This window comes from Cupriavidus sp. SK-4 (genome assembly GCF_000611125.1).
Classification (GTDB): Bacteria; Pseudomonadota; Gammaproteobacteria; order Burkholderiales; family Burkholderiaceae; genus Cupriavidus; species Cupriavidus necator.
This window is the reverse complement of sequence record NZ_JFJW01000065.1, coordinates 44,684-62,762: the sequence shown is the minus strand read 5'-3', so window position 1 is coordinate 62,762 and position 18,079 is coordinate 44,684. Positions and strand designations below refer to the sequence as shown.

The 18,079-nt window shown below is 68.0% G+C and carries 17 protein-coding genes; 9 read left to right on the top strand and 8 right to left on the bottom strand.

The window, feature by feature from the left end; genetic code table 11:
• Window positions 1–732: TetR/AcrR family transcriptional regulator (locus CF68_RS13750; RefSeq protein ID WP_035819626.1), on the bottom strand; the 732-nt coding region annotated here is incomplete at its 3' end.
• A gap of 83 nt (window positions 733–815) precedes the next feature.
• On the opposite strand from CF68_RS13750, the gene CF68_RS13745 reads away from it, so the two are divergent.
• Window positions 816–3,086: a molybdopterin cofactor-binding domain-containing protein gene (locus tag CF68_RS13745; protein WP_035819624.1), complete on the top strand. Its 2,271-nt coding sequence runs from the start codon at window positions 816–818 to the stop codon at window positions 3,084–3,086.
• Between the two features lie 169 nt (window positions 3,087–3,255).
• On the opposite strand, the gene CF68_RS13740 is transcribed toward CF68_RS13745, so the two are convergent.
• Window positions 3,256–3,732 carry a MarR family winged helix-turn-helix transcriptional regulator gene (locus CF68_RS13740; RefSeq protein WP_035819622.1) on the bottom strand — a complete coding sequence of 159 codons (477 nt, stop codon included), beginning with the start codon at window positions 3,730–3,732 and terminating at the stop codon, window positions 3,256–3,258.
• A 206-nt stretch (window positions 3,733–3,938) separates the two neighbouring features.
• On the opposite strand from CF68_RS13740, the gene CF68_RS13735 reads away from it, so the two are divergent.
• From CF68_RS13735 to CF68_RS13720, 4 genes are read left to right on the top strand one after another with little or no spacing between them, the layout of a single operon-like run.
• Window positions 3,939–4,826 (top strand): DMT family transporter, encoded by an 888-nt coding sequence (locus CF68_RS13735; RefSeq protein WP_035819642.1) that lies wholly within the window; start codon window positions 3,939–3,941, stop codon window positions 4,824–4,826.
• 55 nt (window positions 4,827–4,881) lie between these two features.
• On the top strand, window positions 4,882–5,670 hold the full coding sequence (locus CF68_RS13730) for an SDR family oxidoreductase (RefSeq protein ID WP_035819618.1): 789 nt from the start codon (window positions 4,882–4,884) through the stop codon (window positions 5,668–5,670).
• 58 nt (window positions 5,671–5,728) lie between these two features.
• Complete coding sequence (locus CF68_RS13725; RefSeq protein ID WP_013955917.1) at window positions 5,729–6,121, top strand: methylglyoxal synthase; 393 nt, start codon at window positions 5,729–5,731, stop codon at window positions 6,119–6,121.
• Between the two features lie 40 nt (window positions 6,122–6,161).
• The gene (locus CF68_RS13720) at window positions 6,162–7,139 is read left to right on the top strand and encodes a quinone oxidoreductase (protein WP_035819617.1); all 978 of its coding nucleotides are present in this window, start codon (window positions 6,162–6,164) and stop codon (window positions 7,137–7,139) included.
• A 75-nt stretch (window positions 7,140–7,214) separates the two neighbouring features.
• Here the strand turns inward: CF68_RS13720 and CF68_RS13715 are convergent, their stop codons facing one another.
• The 6 genes from CF68_RS13715 to CF68_RS13690 form a co-directional block, all read right to left on the bottom strand.
• Entirely contained in the window at window positions 7,215–7,508 is a 294-nt protein-coding gene (locus CF68_RS13715) for a YkvA family protein (RefSeq protein WP_011614800.1), read from the bottom strand.
• Window positions 7,509–7,834: 326 nt separating this feature from the next.
• A complete protein-coding gene (locus CF68_RS13710) occupies window positions 7,835–8,980 on the bottom strand; it encodes a BMP family ABC transporter substrate-binding protein (RefSeq protein ID WP_035819616.1) in 1,146 nt (381 codons plus the stop codon).
• A gap of 58 nt (window positions 8,981–9,038) precedes the next feature.
• The gene (locus CF68_RS13705; protein WP_035819615.1) at window positions 9,039–9,959 is read right to left on the bottom strand and encodes an ABC transporter permease; all 921 of its coding nucleotides are present in this window, start codon (window positions 9,957–9,959) and stop codon (window positions 9,039–9,041) included.
• An 18-nt stretch (window positions 9,960–9,977) separates the two neighbouring features.
• Window positions 9,978–11,087, bottom strand: a complete 1,110-nt coding sequence (locus CF68_RS13700; RefSeq protein ID WP_035819613.1) for an ABC transporter permease — start codon at window positions 11,085–11,087, stop codon at window positions 9,978–9,980.
• Window positions 11,080–12,642: an ABC transporter ATP-binding protein gene (locus CF68_RS13695; RefSeq protein WP_035819611.1), complete on the bottom strand. Its 1,563-nt coding sequence runs from the start codon at window positions 12,640–12,642 to the stop codon at window positions 11,080–11,082. Before CF68_RS13695 ends, CF68_RS13700 begins: the two co-directional genes overlap by 8 nt.
• Before the next feature lie 315 nt (window positions 12,643–12,957).
• On the bottom strand, window positions 12,958–13,890 hold the full coding sequence (locus tag CF68_RS13690) for a pirin family protein (RefSeq protein ID WP_035819609.1): 933 nt from the start codon (window positions 13,888–13,890) through the stop codon (window positions 12,958–12,960).
• A 688-nt stretch (window positions 13,891–14,578) separates the two neighbouring features.
• Here CF68_RS13690 and CF68_RS13685 point away from each other — a divergent pair.
• The 4 genes from CF68_RS13685 to CF68_RS13670 form a co-directional block, all read left to right on the top strand.
• Window positions 14,579–15,295 carry an ABC transporter permease gene (locus tag CF68_RS13685; protein WP_035819607.1) on the top strand — a complete coding sequence of 239 codons (717 nt, stop codon included), beginning with the start codon at window positions 14,579–14,581 and terminating at the stop codon, window positions 15,293–15,295.
• Window positions 15,296–15,321: 26 nt separating this feature from the next.
• Complete coding sequence (locus CF68_RS13680; protein WP_235205765.1) at window positions 15,322–16,254, top strand: glycine betaine ABC transporter substrate-binding protein; 933 nt, start codon at window positions 15,322–15,324, stop codon at window positions 16,252–16,254.
• A 10-nt stretch (window positions 16,255–16,264) separates the two neighbouring features.
• The gene (locus CF68_RS13675) at window positions 16,265–16,915 is read left to right on the top strand and encodes an ABC transporter permease (protein ID WP_035819603.1); all 651 of its coding nucleotides are present in this window, start codon (window positions 16,265–16,267) and stop codon (window positions 16,913–16,915) included.
• Window positions 16,912–18,079 (top strand): betaine/proline/choline family ABC transporter ATP-binding protein (locus CF68_RS13670; protein ID WP_035819640.1); only part of this gene is annotated, 1,168 nt, incomplete at its 3' end. The genes CF68_RS13675 and CF68_RS13670, both read left to right, overlap by 4 nt.

Below are 18,079 nucleotides of genomic sequence, written 5' to 3'. Positions count from 1 at the left end.
GCGGGCCGCCTTGCGCGGCGCGGCCGGCGGCGCCACATTCGCATCCGGCACCGCGCCGGGCACGGCCACGGCGCGCAGCACCGTCTGCTGGATCACATCGCGCCAGTGCGCCAGCGCGGGCGGGCTCATCATGGGTTCGCCCAGGAAGGCGCTGAGCGTATGATGGTTGGAGTTGTAGAAGTAGCCAAGCGAAGCGATCACCATATAGACATCGCGCGCGCCCGCGTCGGGCCGGAACAGCCCCGCGACCTTGCCGCGCGCGAGGATGCCGTCGAGCACCGACAGCGCGTAGCTGGAGATCTCGCGCAGCCGCACCGACTTCTTCGCGTGCTTGCCCTGGCTCATGTTCTCGCTGGTCAGGATGGCGACGAACTCCGGATGGTCGAGGTAGTACTGCCAGACGAAGTCGATCAGCTGCGACAGCGCGCGCACGGGGTCGGCGGCGTCGAGCTCATGTTCCAGCTGCTGCTCGGCTTCATTGAGCTGCAGGTAGATGGTCTCCAGTACTTCGACAAACAGCTTTTCCTTGCTGCCGAAGTAGTAGTAGATCATCCGGTCGTAGGTCTTGGCCAGCGACGAGATGCGTTCGATGCGGCCCCCGTCGTAGCCGCGCTGGGCGAAGACCTTGATGGCCGCCCTCAGGATGCGGTCGCGGCTGTCCTGCGCTTGCCTGGCCCGCGTGCCGGCGGGCGCCCGCTTTGCGGTTGGCTTGGGCGCGGTCGTGATCGTCATGGTCGATGCTTGGGCTATTCCACTGTTGGCTTGCAGTATAACGGGCGCCCCGGGGCGCAGCCGGTGAAGGAGATGGCAGAACGATGACGGCAACCAACCTGCAACCCCCGGCACAGACCGACGCCGACACGCCGCGCACGCTGCGGCTGGCGCTGATGCAGGCCACTGGCGTGCTGCTGGTGACGCGCGCCCCGCAGGCGGCGCCGCGGCCCGCGCCAGGCCAGCCCGGCGCGGCTTCGGACTACGTGCCGGCGCTGCCGGATATCTTCATTGCCGTGCGCGACAGCGGCGAGGTGCTGGCCTTCAACGGCCACGTCGACCTGGGCACCGGCATCCGCACGGCGCTGGCGCAGATCGTGGCCGAAGAACTCGACGTGCCGCTTGAACGCGTACGCATGGTGCTTGGCCATACCGAAGCCACCCCCAACCAGGGTCCCACCATTGCCAGCGCCTCGATCCAGATTTCGGCGCTGCCGTTGCGCCGCGCCGCCGCCCAGGCCCGTGCTTGGCTGCAGGCGCGTGCCGCGCAGCAACTCGGCGTGGAGGCCGGCGGGCTTGAGGCAGAGGACGGCGTATTCCGCGATCGCGGCACGCAGGCCAGCATCGGCTATGGCGCGCTGCTTGCCGGCGAGCACCTGGAACTGCCGCTGGCCGACGACATACTCACCAAGCCGGTCGAGTCCTACCGCATCGTCGGCCGCGCCGCGTGCCGCGTCGATATTCCCGGCAAGGCGCGCGGCGCGCTGACCTTTGTCCACGACGTGCGCGTGCCCGGCATGCTGCATGGCCGCGTGGTGCGACCGCCGTATGCGGGGCGCGACAGCGGCGGCTTTGTCGGCAACAGCGTGCTGGAAGTCGACCGCGACTCCGTGCGCGATATACCCGGCCTGGTCGATGTGGTGGTGCAGGGCGACTTTGTCGGCGTGATAGCCGAGCGCGAGGAATACGCGGTGCAGGCCGCGCGCCGGCTGCGCGTGCGCTGGAAGCCGGTGCCGCCGCTGCCCGCGCTGGACGATCCCGAGCCCGCGCTGCGCGCCAACCCGGCCACGCGGCGCGAGTTGCTGTCCGACGGTGAGCCGCCGGCAAGCGGCGCCGGCACGGTCTTGCAGCGGCGCTTCGTCTGGCCGTACCAGATGCATGGCTCGATCGGCCCGTCATGCGCCGTGGCCGACTGGCATGACGATGGCCTGACGGTCTGGTCCGGCACGCAGAACCCGCATGTGCTGCGCATCGACCTGGCGAAGCTGTGCGGGCTCGGTGAAGACCGCATCGAGATCGTGCGCATGGAGGCCGCCGGCTGCTACGGGCGCAACTGCGCCGACGATGTTTGCGCCGACGCGGCACTGCTGTCGCGTGCCGTCGGGCGGCCCGTGCGCGTGCAGCTCTCGCGCGAACAGGAACACCTGTGGGAGCCCAAGGGCGCGGCCCAGCTGATGGACGTCAGCGCCACGCTGGGACCGGACGGCGCGCTGCTCGGCTACGACTTCACCAGCCGCTATCCGTCCAACGATGCGCCCACGCTGGCGCTTGTGCTGACCGGTGCCGTGCCCAACGCGCCGCGCACGCTGGAGATGGGTGATCGCACCGCCGTGCCGCCATACGCATATGGCGCGCGCCGCATCGGTTGCGACGATACGCCCGCGATCGTGCGCGCGTCCTGGCTGCGTGGCGTATCGGCGCTGCCCAATGCGTTTGCGCATGAGTGCGTGATCGATGAACTGGCCGCGCAGGCGGGTGCCGATCCCGTGGATTTCCGGCTGCGGCACCTGCCGGATGAACGTGCCGCGGCCTTGCTGCGTGCCGTAGCCGAAGCGGCTGGCTGGCAGCGGGGCGCGGCCGGATCGCGCGGCATCGCGGATGCCGAAGGCCGGCTGCGCGGCCGGGGCGTGGCCTATGCCCGCTATATCCACAGCCGTTTCCCGGGCTTCGGCGCAGCCTGGTCGGCCTGGGTGGTGGACCTGGCGGTGGATGCCGGCAGCGGCCGCATCACCATCGAAAAGGTGGTGGTCGGGCAGGACAACGGCATGATGGTCAACCCCGACGGCGTGCGCCACCAGATCCACGGCAACGTGGTGCAGACGCTCAGCCGGGTGCTGAAGGAGCAGGTGCGCTTCGATGCGGATGGGGTCGCCAGCCGCGAATGGGGCAGCTATCCGCTGCTGACCTTCCCGGAAATCCCGCCGATTGAAGTGGTGCTGATGCCGCGGCAGTCGGAGCCGCCGCTGGGCGCGGGCGAATCGGCCTCGCTGCCGGGTGCGCCGGCGATTGCCAATGCCTTGTTCGATGCGCTGGGGGTGCGGCTGCGCCGGCCGCCGTTCGTCCCTGAGACGGTGCTGGCGGCGCTGAAAGGCTGATTGTTTGCTCCCTCTCCCCCCCCCCCCCGGGGGGGGGGGGGGGGGGTGGGGGGGAGGGGGGGAGCATCAACGAAGCACAGCCTGTGGTATGCCCGCGCCTGCCCTCCCCCCCTGCCCCTCTCCCGCAAGCGGGAGAGGGGAGCAAACCGCCAGCGTCAGCAGGCGTGCGCTATCCCCCATTCCCCTCGTCGATCTCACTCATCTTGCGCAGCAGGTAGGTCACCGCCACGCGCTCGGCCGGGTTCAGGCCGCCGAAGGTCTGCTCCGAGATCTCCTTCGCAAACGGCACGGTCTCATCGATCAGTGCCAGCCCGGCGGGCGTGACCGTTACCACCACCTTGCGCCGGTCATTGGGATCGTGCGACACCGCAATCAGCTCGCGCGACTTCAGCCGGTCGATAATGCCCCGCACCGTGGCCTGGTCGATGGCGGTGGCGCGCACCACCTCGTTCATCGAACACGGCTGGCGGTCCCTGACCGCGCACAGCACCACGAACTGCGCCGCGGTCAGCTGCGAATCCGGGATGGTCTGCTGGAAGATCGCCACATGGCGCTGGTAGGCGCGCCGCAGCAGGTGGCCCACCTGCTCGGTGAAATCGTAGTCGGCGGCGGTCTTGCCGGAAGGCGTGTCGGAGGGTTGGGCCACGAACCTGGTGTAGTGGGTAAGGTGACCCAGAGTATACCGAGGAAGGGCGCCGGGAAGGTGGCCGGCGCCGCCGAGGTGATGCCCAATGCCATTGCGTCTTTTCGAATACAATCGTCGGGTCGTTTCGCGGGGCCTACGTGCCCGCCCGCTTTCCCCCTGTATTCCCCGTGCCCGCCTCCCAGAAGTCTCTCGCCGCACCTGCCGCGCTGCCATCGCCGCAGCGCTCGGGCCTTGTCATCGCCGCCGTCGGCGCGGTGCTGTTCTCCGCCAAGGCGATCGTTGCCAAGCTGATGTACCGCTACAACGTCGATGCGGTGATGGTGATCACGCTGCGCATGCTGTTCGCGGTGCCGCTGTTCATGGCGATCGGCTGGTGGCAGTCGCGCCGGCTGGCGCCCCTGTCGTGGGCGGATCGCGGCCGCGTGGTGTTTCTCGGCTTTATCGGCTACTACCTGTCGAGCTTCCTCGATTTCATCGGCCTGCAATACATCACCGCCGGGCTGGAGCGGCTGATCCTGTTCCTGACGCCGTCGTTCGTGCTGCTGGCCACCGCGCTGGTGTTCCGCCGGCCGATCGCCATGCGCCAGTGGCTGTCGCTGCTGCTGGCCTACGCCGGCATCGTGCTGGTATTCGCGCATGACCTGGACGTCAGCGGCAGCCAGGTGTGGCTCGGCGGCGCGCTGGTGCTGGGCAGCGCCTTGACCTATGGTATCTACCTGATCCTGAGCGGCGAGCTGGTGCGGCGCATCGGCTCGCTGCGGCTGGTGGCGTATGCGATGTGCGTCTCGACCGCCTGTTGCGTGATCCAGTACCTGGTGCTGGGCCGGCCGGTGGCGGAACTGGCGCAGCCGGCGCCGGTGATGTGGCTGTCACTCATCAATGCGGTGTTCTGCACCGTGCTGCCGGTGTCGCTGACCATGGTGGCGGTGGCGCGCATCGGCGCGCCGATGGCGTCGCAGGCGGGCATGATCGGCCCGGTGTCGACGCTGTTCCTGGCCTTCTGGCTGCTGGGCGAGCCCGTCAGCGGCGTGCAGCTGGCCGGCAGTGCGCTGGTGATGGGCGGCATGTATTTGCTGTCGGCAAGAAAGACGTGATTCCGGGCCGGCCCCGGAGCTGGCCTTCCAAAGACAACAGACAAAGGAGAAAGACATGGATCTGGGACTGCGCGGCAAGCATGCGCTGGTATGCGGCGCCAGCAAGGGCCTGGGCTTTGCCTGCGCCGACGCGCTGGCGGCCGAGGGCGTTGACGTGGTGATCGTGGCGCGCGGCGCCGAGGCGCTGGAGAAGGCCGCTGCCGGCCTGCGCGCGCGCCATGGCCGCCGCGTGGTCGCGGTGGCGACCGACATCACCACGCCCGAAGGCCGCAAGGCGGCGCTGGACGCGGTGGCCAAGCTGGGCGATCTCGACATCCTGGTCAACAACGCCGGCGGTCCGCCGCCGGGCAACTTCCGCGACTGGGAGCGCAGCGACTGGCTGGCCGCGCTGGACGCCAACATGCTGACCCCGATCGAGCTGATCAAGGCCACCGTCGACGGCATGATCGCGCGCAAGTGGGGCCGCATCATCAATATCACCAGCGGCGCGGTCAAGGCGCCGATCGATGTGCTGGGCCTGTCCAATGGCGCGCGCTCGGGCCTGACCGGCTTTGTCGCGGGCGTGGCGCGCGAAGTGGCGCAGCACGGCGTGACCATCAACAACCTGCTGCCGGGCCCGTTCAACACTGACCGCCTGCTCAAGACCCTGGAAGGCGGCGCCAAGAAGGCCGGCCTGAGCGTCGATGAGGTGGCGCAGCGCCGCGCCGCGGCGAACCCGTCGCGCCGCTTCGGCGAGCCGGCCGAGTTCGGTGCCACCTGCGCCTTCCTGTGCAGCCGCCATGCCGGCTTCATCACCGGGCAGAACATCCTGCTCGACGGCGGCGCCTATCCGGGCACCTTCTGATTCCGCTGCTTTCACTTGTTTCCTGACGTTCACCGACCCCCGCAACAAGGAACCCCTGATGACTCGCCCCCGCATCGCGCTGATCGCCCATGACCACAAGAAGGACGATATCGTCGCCTTCGCCACGCGCCACCGCGCCTTCCTCTCGCAGTGTGAGCTGCTGGCCACCGGCACCACTGGCGGGCGCCTGATCGACGAGGTCGGGCTGGAGGTGACGCGGATGCTGTCGGGGCCGTGGGGCGGTGACCTGCAGATCGGCGCGCAGCTGGCGGAAGGCCTGGTGCGCGCCGTGGTGTTCCTGCGCGACCCGATGACGCCGCAGCCGCATGAACCCGATATCAACGCGCTGGTGCGCGCCTGCGACGTGCACAACGTGCCCTGCGCCACCAACGTGGCCACTGCCGAGCTGTTGATCGCCGGGCTGACGCGCGAGGCTGAAGCCGGCAACTGAATTCCCATCGATACAACACCATAGCGAAGGAGCGACACAGATGAGCAAAGCCATCCGGATCGAGCAGACCGGCGGTCCCGAAGTCATGCAGTGGGTCGATGTCGAAGTGGGCGAGCCCGGCCCCGGCCAGGTGCGCGTGCGCCATGAGGCGGTGGGCCTGAACTACATCGATGTCTATTTCCGCACCGGGCTGTACAAGCAGCCGCTGCCGGGCGGGCTGGGCATGGAAGGCGCCGGCGTGGTCGAAGCGGTGGGCGAGGACGTGCGCCACGTCGCCGTGGGCGACCGCGTGGCCTACGCCGGCCGACCCACCGGCGCCTACGCGCAGGTGCGGGTGATGCCGGCCGATATCGTGGTGCGGCTGCCCGATGCGATCCCGTTCGACACCGCCGCGGCGATGATGCTGCAGGGCCTGACGGCGCAGTACCTGATCCGCGACAGCTACAAGGTGCAGCCGGGCGACACGGTGCTGCTGCATGCCGCCGCCGGCGGCGTCGGCCTGATTGCGAGTCAGTGGCTCAAGGCGCTCGGCGTGACCGTGATCGGCACCGTCGGCAGCGACGAGAAGGCCGAACTGGCGCGCGCCAACGGCTGCGCCCACACCATCGTCTACACGCGTGAGTCGTTCGTGGAGCGGGTCAGGGAGATCACCAACGGCAAGGGTGTGCCGGCGGTCTATGACTCGATCGGCAAGGACACCTTCCAGGGCTCGCTCGACTGCCTGGCGCCGCGCGGCACCATGGTCAGCTTCGGCAACGCCTCGGGCCCGGTGCCGCCGTTCGACCTGTCGGTGCTGGGCAACAAGGGCTCGCTGCGGCTGACGCGGCCGACGCTGATGACCTACGTGGTGCACCGCGAACTGCTGGAGCCGATGGTGGCCGACCTGTTCGACGCCGTGGCCACCGGCAAGGTGAAGATCGACATCCGCCAGCGCTACGCGCTGTCTGAGGTGGCGCAGGCGCATCGCGACCTGGAATCGCGCAAGACCACGGGCTCGACCATCCTGCTGCCGAACTGAGCAACAGCCAGGCAGGCAAGCAAAAGCCCCGGGGCGGCAGGCGCTGCCCCGGGGCTTTTGCTTTGAGCGATGCCGTCAGTGCGGCCGGACCGTGGTGGCGGTGGCGCGCGTCTGCGCCTGGCGCAGGATATGCGGCGGCAGGCGCTTCAGGATCAGGTGCACCGCCAGCGGAATCAGCACCACGTCATCGACAATGCCCAGGCCCGCGACCACGTCGGGGATCAGGTCGATCGGCGAGATTGCGTAGAGCAGCAGCCCGATGGCGGCGGGCTTGAGCCAGGGCGGCGCGTCCGGATGGCGCAGCGCGTACCAGAACAGGCGGCCGTCGCGGCGAACCAGCGTCCACAGGGCCGAAAATCGCTTCCACATGAGAGGCCTCCTTCACATTGCGGGCGCCGGTCACTGGCGCATGCACAGATAGCTTGGGCCGTTATCGGCGGCTTCAAGTTCCGGAGGTGCAGGGGGATGCCTTGGGGATAGCCAAGGCTGGCGGTTTGCTCCCCTCTCCCGCTTGCGGGAGAGGGGCGGGGGCGGGGGAGAGGGCAGGAGGGTCAAAGGCTGAGGGCGGTGGGTGAACACCGTTGGCTTCGCTTGGTGTGGCTCCTAGCCAAACCACCCCTCTCCCCGACCCTCTCCCGCTGAGGGGAGAGGGAGAACACCTTGCTTTGGCAAGCTCAGGCGGCTCTGGTGCACCATCAGCCCGGGATCTTGCCTTCCACGCCTTCGACGTAGAACTTCACGCCATGCAGGAAGCCGTCGTCGGCCACCTGGTCCTTGGCCAGCTGTTCCTTGCCGGTGTTGTCCTTGATCGGACCCTTCCAGATCGGTGCGCTGCCGTCGGCGATGCCCTTCTTGCGCTCTTCGACCAGCGCCTTGACGTCAGCCGGCACGTCGGCGTTGAAGCCCTTCAGGTCGATCATGCCTTCCTTCAGGCCCCACCACGTGGTGCTGTTCTTCCACTGCTTGTTCAGCACGTCTTCCACCACCTTGTTGTAGTAGACGCCCCACGAGATCACCGACGCGGCCAGGTGGGCCTTGTCGCCGAACTTGCTCATGTCGCTGTCCCAGCCGAAGGCGTGCACGCCCTTTTCCTGCGCGGTCTGCACCACGGCGGCGGAGTCAGTGTTCTGCATCAGCATGTCGACGCCCTGGCCGATCAGCGTGGTGGCGGCTTCGCGCTCCTTGCCCGGATCGAACCACTTGTTGACCCACACCACCTTGACCGTGGCCTTGGGGTTGACGCTGCGCGCGCCCAGCGTGAACGAGTCGATATTGCGGATCACCTCGGGGATGGGCACCGATGCCACCACGCCCATCTTGCCGGTCTTGCTCATCTTGCCGGCGACCACGCCCGCCAGGTAGGCGCCCTCATAGGTGCGCACGTCGTACTGGGCCAGGTTCTCGGCGGTCTTGAAGCCGGTGGCGTGCTCGAACTTCACGTCCGGGAATTCCTTGGCGACCTTGAGCATCGACTCCATGTAGCCGAAGGTGGTGCCGAAGATCAGCTTGTTGCCCTGGCTGGCCAGGTCGCGGAACACGCGCTCGGCGTCGGCGGCGGATTCGGGCACGTTCTCGACGAAGGAGGTCTTGACCTTGTCGCCGAACTTCTCTTCCACGGCCTTGCGGCCGTTGTCATGCGCGAAGGTCCAGCCGGCATCGCCGACCGGTCCGATATAAACGAAGGCGACCTTGAGCGGCTCGGCCTTCTGCTCGGCCGCGGGCGCTGGGGCCGTGCCTGCCGTCTCGGCAGGCTTGTCGGCCTCTTTCTTGCCGCAGCCCGCGAGGGCCAGCACGGCGGTGGCGGCCAGGGCCGCCAGGGTCTTCCTGCGCGTGACGATCATGATTTCTCCTTGTGATGAATTGTTGGTAGCTCAGGGATTTCCGTCAAAAAATCGAGGCTCAGGCATTGCCGGGCCGGAAGGGCTTGCCCAGCGAGGCGGGCATGTTCAGCCGGATCCAGGCCGGATTGCGCGAGATCAGCGCCAGCACCACGATGGTGGCCGCGTACGGCAGCATCGACAGGAACTGCGACGGCACCGACACGCCGATCCCTTGCAGGTAGAACTGCAGGATGGTCACGCCGCCGAACAGCCACGCCCCCACCAGCACGCGGCCCGGACGCCAGGTGGCAAAGGTGGTCAGTGCCAGTGCGATCCAGCCGCGGCCGGCGACCAGGTTCTCGACCCACATCGGCGTGTACACCAGCGACAGGTAGGCGCCGGCCAGCCCGCAGCAGGCACCGCCGAACAGCAGTGCGCCAAAGCGGATGGTGCGCACCGGGTAGCCCAGCGCGTGCGCCGATTCCGGCGACTCGCCGATCGCGCGCAAGGTCAGCCCCGCGCGCGTGCGGAACAGGAACCACATGATGGCAAAGCACAGCAGCAGGCTGAAATACACCATCCAGTGATGTTGGAAGAAGGCCGGCCCGACGAAGGGCAGGTCGGCCAGGCCGGGCACGGCCTTGGCCTGCGCCGGCATGGCGAAGCCCACAAAGCGCTGGCCCATGAAGGCCGACAGCCCGGTGCCGAAGATCGACAGCGCCAGGCCAGTGGCAACCTGGTTGGTGGCCAGCACCAGCGCCAGCCATGAGAACAGCGTGGCCATCAGCATGCCGGCGAGCGCGCCGGCGGCAAAGCCAAGCAGCGGCGACTGGGTCTGGTAGCCGACCATGAAGCCGGCCACCGCGGCCACCAGCATCATGCCTTCGGCGCCCAGGTTGAGCACGCCCGAGCGTTCGTTGATCAGCAGGCCAAGCGCGGCCAGCAGCAGCGGCGTGCCCGCGTTGATGGCGGTGGCGATGAGGGGAGCGAATTGTTCCATATTGTTCTGTAGCTCCGCTCAGGCCGTGGTGGCGCGCCAGCGCAGGCGGTTTTCGATCAGCGTGTCGCAGGCCAGCAGGAAGAACAGCAGCATGCCCTGGAACACCCAGCCTATGGCCGATGGCAGGCCCAGGCGCGACTGCGCCATCTCGCCGCCGATATAGAACAGCGACATCATGATGCCGCCGAAGACCGTGCCGACCGGATGCAGCCGGCCGATAAAGGCGACGATGATGGCGGTGAAGCCGTAGCCCGGCGAGATCGACGGCAGCAGCTGGCCGATCGGGCCGGTCACTTCGAACGCGCCCGCCAGGCCCGCGGTGGCGCCCGAGATCAGCAGTGCGCTCCACAGCGCGCTGCGCGCCGAGAAGCCCGCGTAGCGCGCCGCCGCCGGCGCGGTGCCGCCCACCTGCAGCCGATAGCCCGCGAAGCTGCGGAACACGAACACGGTCATCACCGCCACCAGCACCAGCATCACGGCAAAGCCGGCATGCAGGCGCGAGCCCGACATCAGGTTGGGCAGCAGGTACTCGGACGAGAACACCTTCGACTGCGGGAAGTTCATGCCGTTGGGATCCTTCAGCGGCCCGTTGACCACCCACAGCAGCAGTTGCTGCGCGATATAGGTGAGCATCAGCGAGACCAGGATCTCGTTGGCGTTGAACCTGTCCTTGAGCACCGCCGTGAGCGAGGCCCACAGCATGCCGCCGATCATGCCGGCGAGTGAAGCCAGCACCAGCACCACGGTGCCGTTCATGGCCTGGCCAGGCACGTCGAAGTAAAGCACGGCGGCGCCGGCGCAGATGCCGCCGGCAATCAGCTGCCCGTCGGCGCCGATATTCCACACGTTGGCGCGGTAGCACACCGACAGGCCGAGTGCGCACAGCACCAGCGGCACGGTCTTGAGCAGCACCTCGCCGATGGCGCGCTGGTCGCGCAGCGGATCGGCCAGGAAGACCTTGAGCGCGGCCACGGGATCCTTGCCGAGCACCACGAACAGCAGAGCGCCGAACAGCAGCGTCAGCGCCAGTGCGATCACCGGCGAGGCATAGGCCATGGTGCGCGAGGGCAGGCCACGCGGCGCCAGTGAGAGGGGGGAGCGGGGCAGCAGTTGTCGCACATCAGTCATGGCTTGCCACCTCCTCGCCGGATGTCGCCTGGGCGGGCCCGCCTTGCCACAGTCCGCTCATCCACAGGCCGACCTGCTCGCGCGTGGCGGTCTCGGTCGGCACCGAGGGCGACAAGCGGCCCTTGGCGATCACGTGCAGCCGGTCGCAGATCGCGAACAGCTCATCGAGCTCTTCCGACACCACCAGGATGGCGCAGCCGGTGGCCTTCAGCGCCAGGATCTCGTTGTGGATCTGCGCCGCGGCGCCCACGTCCACGCCCCAGGTCGGTTGTGCCACGATCAGTACCTTCGGGCCGCTTTCGATCTCGCGGCCGACAATGAATTTCTGCAGGTTGCCGCCGGAAAGGCTGCGCGCCAGCGCCTCGGGGCCGCTGGCCTTGACGCGGAAGCGGTTGATCACCGCCGCGGCCAGGCCGGTGGCGGCCTTGGGCGAGATCATGCCCCGCCGCACGTAGGGCCGCGTCTGGTGCGACAACAGGATATTGGTGGCCAGGCTCATGCCCGGCACCGCGCCGCGGCCCAGGCGTTCTTCCGGCACGAAGGCCAGGCCGGCGCGGCGGCGCTGGCGTGCATCGCGCTTGCCCACCAGCTTGCCTCCAAGCTGCACCGATACGTTGGCCGCGCGCGTGTCTTCGCCCGACAGCGCTGCCAGCAGTTCCTGCTGGCCGTTACCGGAGACCCCGGCGATGCCGACGATCTCGCCCGCGTGCACGTCCAGCGAAATCCGGTTCAGCTCAGTGGCGAAGGCATGCGCGCGCGGCAGCGACAGCTCCTGCACGCTCAGCCGCACCGGGCCGCGAAAGGCAGCCACGCGCGTCTCGCGCGGAGGCTCGCCGCCGATCATCAGCCGCGACAGCGACGCCGCGGTTTCCTGGCGCGGATCGCATACGCCGGTGACCTTGCCCATGCGCATCACGGTGGCCTGATGGCACAGCGCGCGGATCTCGTCGAGCTTGTGGCTGATGTAGAGGATGCTGGTGCCTTCGGCGGCCAGCTGGCGCAGCGTGACGAAGAGTGTTTCCACTGCCTGCGGGGTCAGCACCGAGGTGGGTTCGTCCAGGATCAGCAACTGCGGATTGGCCAGCAGCGCGCGCACGATTTCCACGCGCTGGCGCTCGCCGACCGACAGCGTATGCACATGGCGGTTCGGCTCCAGGGGCAGGCCGTAGCGCTCGGCGGTGGCGCGGATGCGCTCGGCCAGCTGTTTCATGTTGCCTTGCTGTCCGGCGGGCAGGCCGAGCGCGATATTCTCGGTCACGGTCAGCGTGTCGAACAGCGAGAAATGCTGGAACACCATGGCGATACCCAGGTTGCGGGCGTCGTGCGGGCTGTTGATGGTGACCGGCGCCCCGTTGAAGTGCATCTCGCCTGCATCCGGACGGACCGCGCCAAAGATAATCTTCATCAGGGTGGACTTGCCTGCGCCGTTTTCACCCAGCACGGCATGGATCTCGCCGGGCGCGACGCTGAGGCTGACGTCGTCATTGGCGACGACGCCCGGGTAGCGCTTGCTGATATGGGCCAGCGCCAGCCTGGGAGGGAGTTGTGATGTCACTGAGGCGGCTCGGGTTGTTGTGGTGGCAGCAACGTGGGATGAGTCAACAGCGCGGCAGTGCGTGGCGCAGCATCGCCGCGACGCATTGCAGCATTCATCATGGTTTGGTGATGCCCGATATTGGTGATGGATTATATAAGTGAGAGGGGACCGGGCGGGCCGATTCCGGCGTCATTCCAGTCCCTGCAATGGTTTGGGGGTGGTTGCAAGTCGCGTGCCGGCCACAGCACGAAAAAAAGCCGCTGGCTCCTTGCGGAGCCAGCGGCTGGACTGGAGCAGCAGCGGGCGGCCAGGGCGGCCGCTCGCAGGCAGGACTCAGGCGCTGGTGGTGGCGGCGCTGGTGGCGAAGCGCCCGTCGCGGAAATCCGCCAGCGTCTGGTAGATCTGCTCCTGCGTGTTCATCACGAACGGCCCGTACTGCGCGATCGGCTCGTTCAGCGGCTGCCCCGCGATCAGCAGGAAGCGCGCGTCGGCCTCGGCCCGGACGATGACGCCGTCAGACTGGCCGGCGTTGTCCAGCACGCCCATGCGCTGGGCCTCGATCACGGCGCGGTCGTCGCCGCTGCCGATCGAGACCTCGCCCCGGTACACGTAGACGAACGCGTTGTGCCCGGCCGGCAGCGCCTGCGCAAAGGTCTGGCCGGCCGGCAGGTGCACGTCCAGGTAGACCGGCTCGGTCACCGGGCGCGTGATCGCGCCGGCCACGCCGTGCGTGGCGCCCGCCAGCACGCGCACCGTGCCGCCGTTGTCCAATGCCACCGTCGGGATCTCGGCGGCGGGCAGGTCGCGGTACCACGGCGCGGTCATCTTGTCCGCGGCCGGCAGGTTCAGCCACAGCTGGAAGCCTTCCATGCGGCCGTCTTCCTGCTCGGGCATTTCCGAGTGGACCACGCCGGCGCCCGCCACCATCCACTGCGCGCCGCCGTTCTGCAGCAGGCCCTCGTTGCCGGCGCTGTCGCGATGGCGCATGCGCCCGGCCAGCATGTAGGTGATGGTCTCGAAGCCGCGGTGCGGATGATCGGGGAAGCCGCCGATGTAGTCGTCCTTGCTGTCGGTGCCGAAGGCATCGAGCATCAGGAACGGGTCCAGCCGGCGCTGCAGGTTCTGCGTCAGCACGCGGGTCAGCTTGACGCCGGCGCCGTCCGAGGTGGCGATGCCCCGCACGACGCGGTCCACGGCGCGCGAGCGTTGCACGGTTTCGGCGGTGGCGGCGGGAACGGTGGCGAGGGTGGTGGCAAGGGTGTCCATGTCTTTCTCCTGTGGGCGGGGCCCGGGCGGCAATGGCCAGGCCGGGTTCCGTCGTTTCAGCTACCTCGTCAATTTAGTGGTTTGGCGCGGAAAGAGTAGAGGGTCGCCGGGCAACAGATTGTTCTGCTGGCGTACCAATTGGCTACGTCGGCCTCTGCGAATTCAGAACGATCCGAGTGATCGCGATGTGCCGATTGATGCACGGCCGAAACTGCCGTCCCAGTGCTGCCAATTCGCGCCAGATCGGCGCAGGAAGACCGGAAGAATGCGGGAAGATGACAGGATCGATGAAGATCGCTATAATAGCGCTCTCTTTGTCATCCGTTGAAGCGAGATGCGGGGGTTGAAAAACCTCGCTAGCCCTTGCCAGTCAACGGCCGATGGACCGGCGGCGCGTCGGAAAACTTCAATATTTGCGCTGCCACTGGCCAACCGATCGCAACAAGCTTGCGCCGCCGGTTGCGCCGCTTCAGGGACTGCCATCCAACCCGGCATCCCGTCAATCGGACTTCCCGCCCACGGCGGAGGAATCCACAGACCGTCCGCCGGCAATCGTGCCGGTCATGGCGGCAATGCAATCTGAACCGGGACTGGTGGCGCCCTATCTCCGCACGCACCAGCCCATATTGTTTTCCATCGCCGGGAAGTGGCGTGCTGCGCGCTTTTCGGTTTCGGAAAAGGGGAGAGTATGTCAAAGCAATCGGCACGGGCCTTCGCCTGGGCAGGACTGACGCTGGCCGCGCTGGCTGCACTGGTGGCATGGATCGGCGTCGATGTGATCCGCCAGTACCAGGAGCGCCTGCTCTACGACGTGGCCGACCACCTGCGCCTGGTGGTGCTGTCCATGGCGCTGGCGCTGGCCACCGGCGTCCCGGCCGGCATCGCGCTGAGCCGCCCGTGCATGCGCCGCTGGGCCGACCGCCTGATGCAGGTCTTCAACGTGGGCAATACCGTGCCGTCGCTGGCGGTGCTGGCGCTGGCCCTGGCCGTGCTCGGCATCGGCGAGCGGCCCGCCATCCTGGCGCTGTGGCTGGCCTCGCTGCTGCCGATCGTGCGCAACACCTACGAAGGCCTGCGCAATGTCTCGCCCACGCTGCTGGAAGCGGCGCGTGGCATCGGCATGACGCCGGTGCAGCGCCTGGTGCGCGTGGAACTGCCCAACGCGCTGCCGGTGATGCTGGCCGGCATCCGCATCGCCCTGGTCATCAACGTGGGCACGGTGCCGCTGTCGTTCCTGATCGGTGCCAACAGCCTGGGCGAGCTGATCTTCCCGGGCATCTACCTGAACAACCAGCCGCTGCTGCTGCTGGGCGCGGCCGCCACGGCGCTGCTGGCGCTGGCACTGGACGCGCTCTTTGCCGCCGCCGGCCAACTGTACCTGCGCCGCCGCGGCCTGGCGCGCTGAACATGGGGACCGAAATGGAAAACCAGATGCAATTCATCCGCCGCCGTGCCCGGCGCGTCGCCCTGGTGGTGGCTGCCGTCACCGCTTTTGCGGCGGGCCTGGCGCTGGCCACTGCGCCTGAAGCGCATGCCGAGGCCACGCCGATCCGCGTGGGCGGCAAGAACTTCACCGAGCAGCTGCTGCTGTCGTCGATGACTTCGAAGTACCTGCGCGCCAAGGGCCTCACCACCGAACTGACCGCCGGCCTGGGCAGCACGCTGATGCGCCAGGCGATGGAGAGCAACCAGCTCGACGTGGTGTGGGACTACACCGGCACCGCGCTGATCGTGTTCAACAAGGTCCAGGAAAAACTGGGCGCCAGGGAAAGCTACGAGCGCGTCAAGCAGATGGACGGCGCGCGCGGGCTGGTGTGGCTCGATGCCTCGAACATCAACAACACCTATGCGCTGGCGATGCCGAAGCAACGCGCGGCCAGCGGCGTGACCACGCTGTCGGGCTTTGCCGAGCAGATGCGCAAGGCCGGCCCAGACACCGGCCATCCGTTCGCGGTCGACATGGAATTCGCTGCGCGCCCGGACGGCCTGGAGCCGCTCAAGGCGCTGTACAAGCTGCCGTTCTCGCGCCGCGACGTGATTCAGCTGGACCCGGGCCTGGTCTACACCGCACTGAAGAACAACCAGGTCGAGCTGGGCCTGGTCTATGCCACCGACGGCCGCGTCAAGGGTTTCGACCTGGTGCTGCTGGAAGACGACCTGCACTTCTTCCCGCCTTACAACGCCGTGCCGGTGGTGCGCAAGCCGGTGCTGGACCAGCACCCGGAGCTGGCGGGCCTGCTCAACGCGCTGGCGGCCAAGCTCGACAACGAGAGCATGACCGACATGAACTACAAGGTGGACATCGGCCAGCAGCCGGTGGACAAGGTCGCGGAGGATTTCCTGCGTAGCCACGGACTGATCTGAGGAGGGCCGCATGGACTTGTTCTCTTACCTGCAGCACAGCTGGCCCACGTTGCTGAAAATGACCGGCGAGCACCTGGCGCTGGTGGGCTCGGCGGTGGGGCTGGCGATCCTGATCGGGGTGCCGCTGGGCATCGTGATCACGCGCTTCCGCGCGCTGGCCACGCCGCTGCTGGCGCTGGCCACGATCGTGCTGACGCTGCCGTCGATCGCGCTGTTCGGGCTGATGATCCCGATCTTCGCGCGCTTCGGCCACGCGCTGGGCTACGTGCCCGCGGTGACGGCGGTATTCCTGTACTCGCTGCTGCCGATCATGCGCAACACCTACACCGCGCTGGCCAATGTCGACCCGGGCATCCAGGAAGCGGGCCGCGGCATCGGCATGACCACCTGGCAACGCATGCGGCTGGTGGACCTGCCGCTGGCGGTGCCGGTGATCCTCGGCGGCGTGCGTACCGCCGTGGTGATGAATATCGGGGTTGCCACCATTGCCGCCATCATCGGCGCGGGTGGCCTTGGGGTGCTGATCCTGCAGGCGATCAGCCAGAGCAACATGAGCAAGCTGGCCGTGGGCGCGGTCCTGGTCAGCCTGCTCGCCATCGTGGCGGACGCCTTCCTGCAGTGGCTGCAGCGGGCGCTGACGCCGAAGGGAATCCGCATATGATCGAACTCGACCAACTCACCAAGTCCTTCCCGCAGAAAGACGGCACCGAAACGCGCGCCGTCGACGCCGTGTCGCTGACGGTGCCGCGCGGCGAGATCTGCGTCTTCCTTGGCCCCTCGGGCTGCGGCAAGACCACCACGCTGAAGATGATCAACCGGCTGATCGAGCCGACCTCGGGCACGGTGCGTATCGAGGGCGAGGATACGCGCGGCCTTGACGGCGTGACCCTGCGCCGCAAGATCGGCTACGTGATCCAGCAGATCGGCCTGTTCCCCAACATGACCATCGAAGAGAACATCATGGTGGTGCCGCGCCTGCTGGGCTGGGACAAGAAGCAATGCCGCGAGCGCGCGCGCGAGCTGATGGCGATGGTGCAGCTCGACCCCAACCGGCTGCTCACGCGCTATCCGCGCGAGCTCTCCGGTGGCCAGCAGCAGCGCATCGGCGTGATCCGCGCGCTGGCGGCCGATGCGCCGCTGCTGCTGATGGACGAGCCCTTCGGCGCGGTCGACCCGATCAACCGCGAGAGCATCCAGAACGAGTTCCTGCAGATGCAGCGCCAGCTCGGCAAGACCGTCATCATGGTCTCGCACGATATCGACGAAGCCATCAAGCTGGCCGACAAGGTAGCGGTGTTCCGCCGCGGCAAGCTGGTGCAGTTCGACCACCCCGACGCGCTGCTGGCGCATCCGGCCGATGAGTTCGTGCAGGCCTTCGTCGGCCATGACAACACGCTCAAGCGCCTGCTGCTGGTGCGCGCCGGCGACGCCGCCACCATGCCGCCGAGCTGCCGCCCCGACATGCCGCTGGCCGAGGCGCTGGCCGTGATGGACGATGCCGACGTGCGCCACCTGCCGGTGGTGGACGACGCCCAGGTCGCGCTGGGCTACGTCACGCGCCGCGATGCGCGATCCGGCAAGGGTCAGTGCAGTGATGTGATGCGCCCGTTCGCCGTCACCGCGGCCTTCGACGAGCACCTGCGCATCGTCCTGTCGCGCATGTACCAGCACAACACCAGCTGGCTGCCGGTGATGGGTGCGGACGGCGCCTACCTGGGCGAGGTCACGCAGGAATCGATCGCGGGGTACCTGAGTTCGGGACGTTCGCGCGGGCAGGCCGGGGCGCTGGCCGCCACCGCTTCCGCGCCGCTGCGGGCGGCGGCCT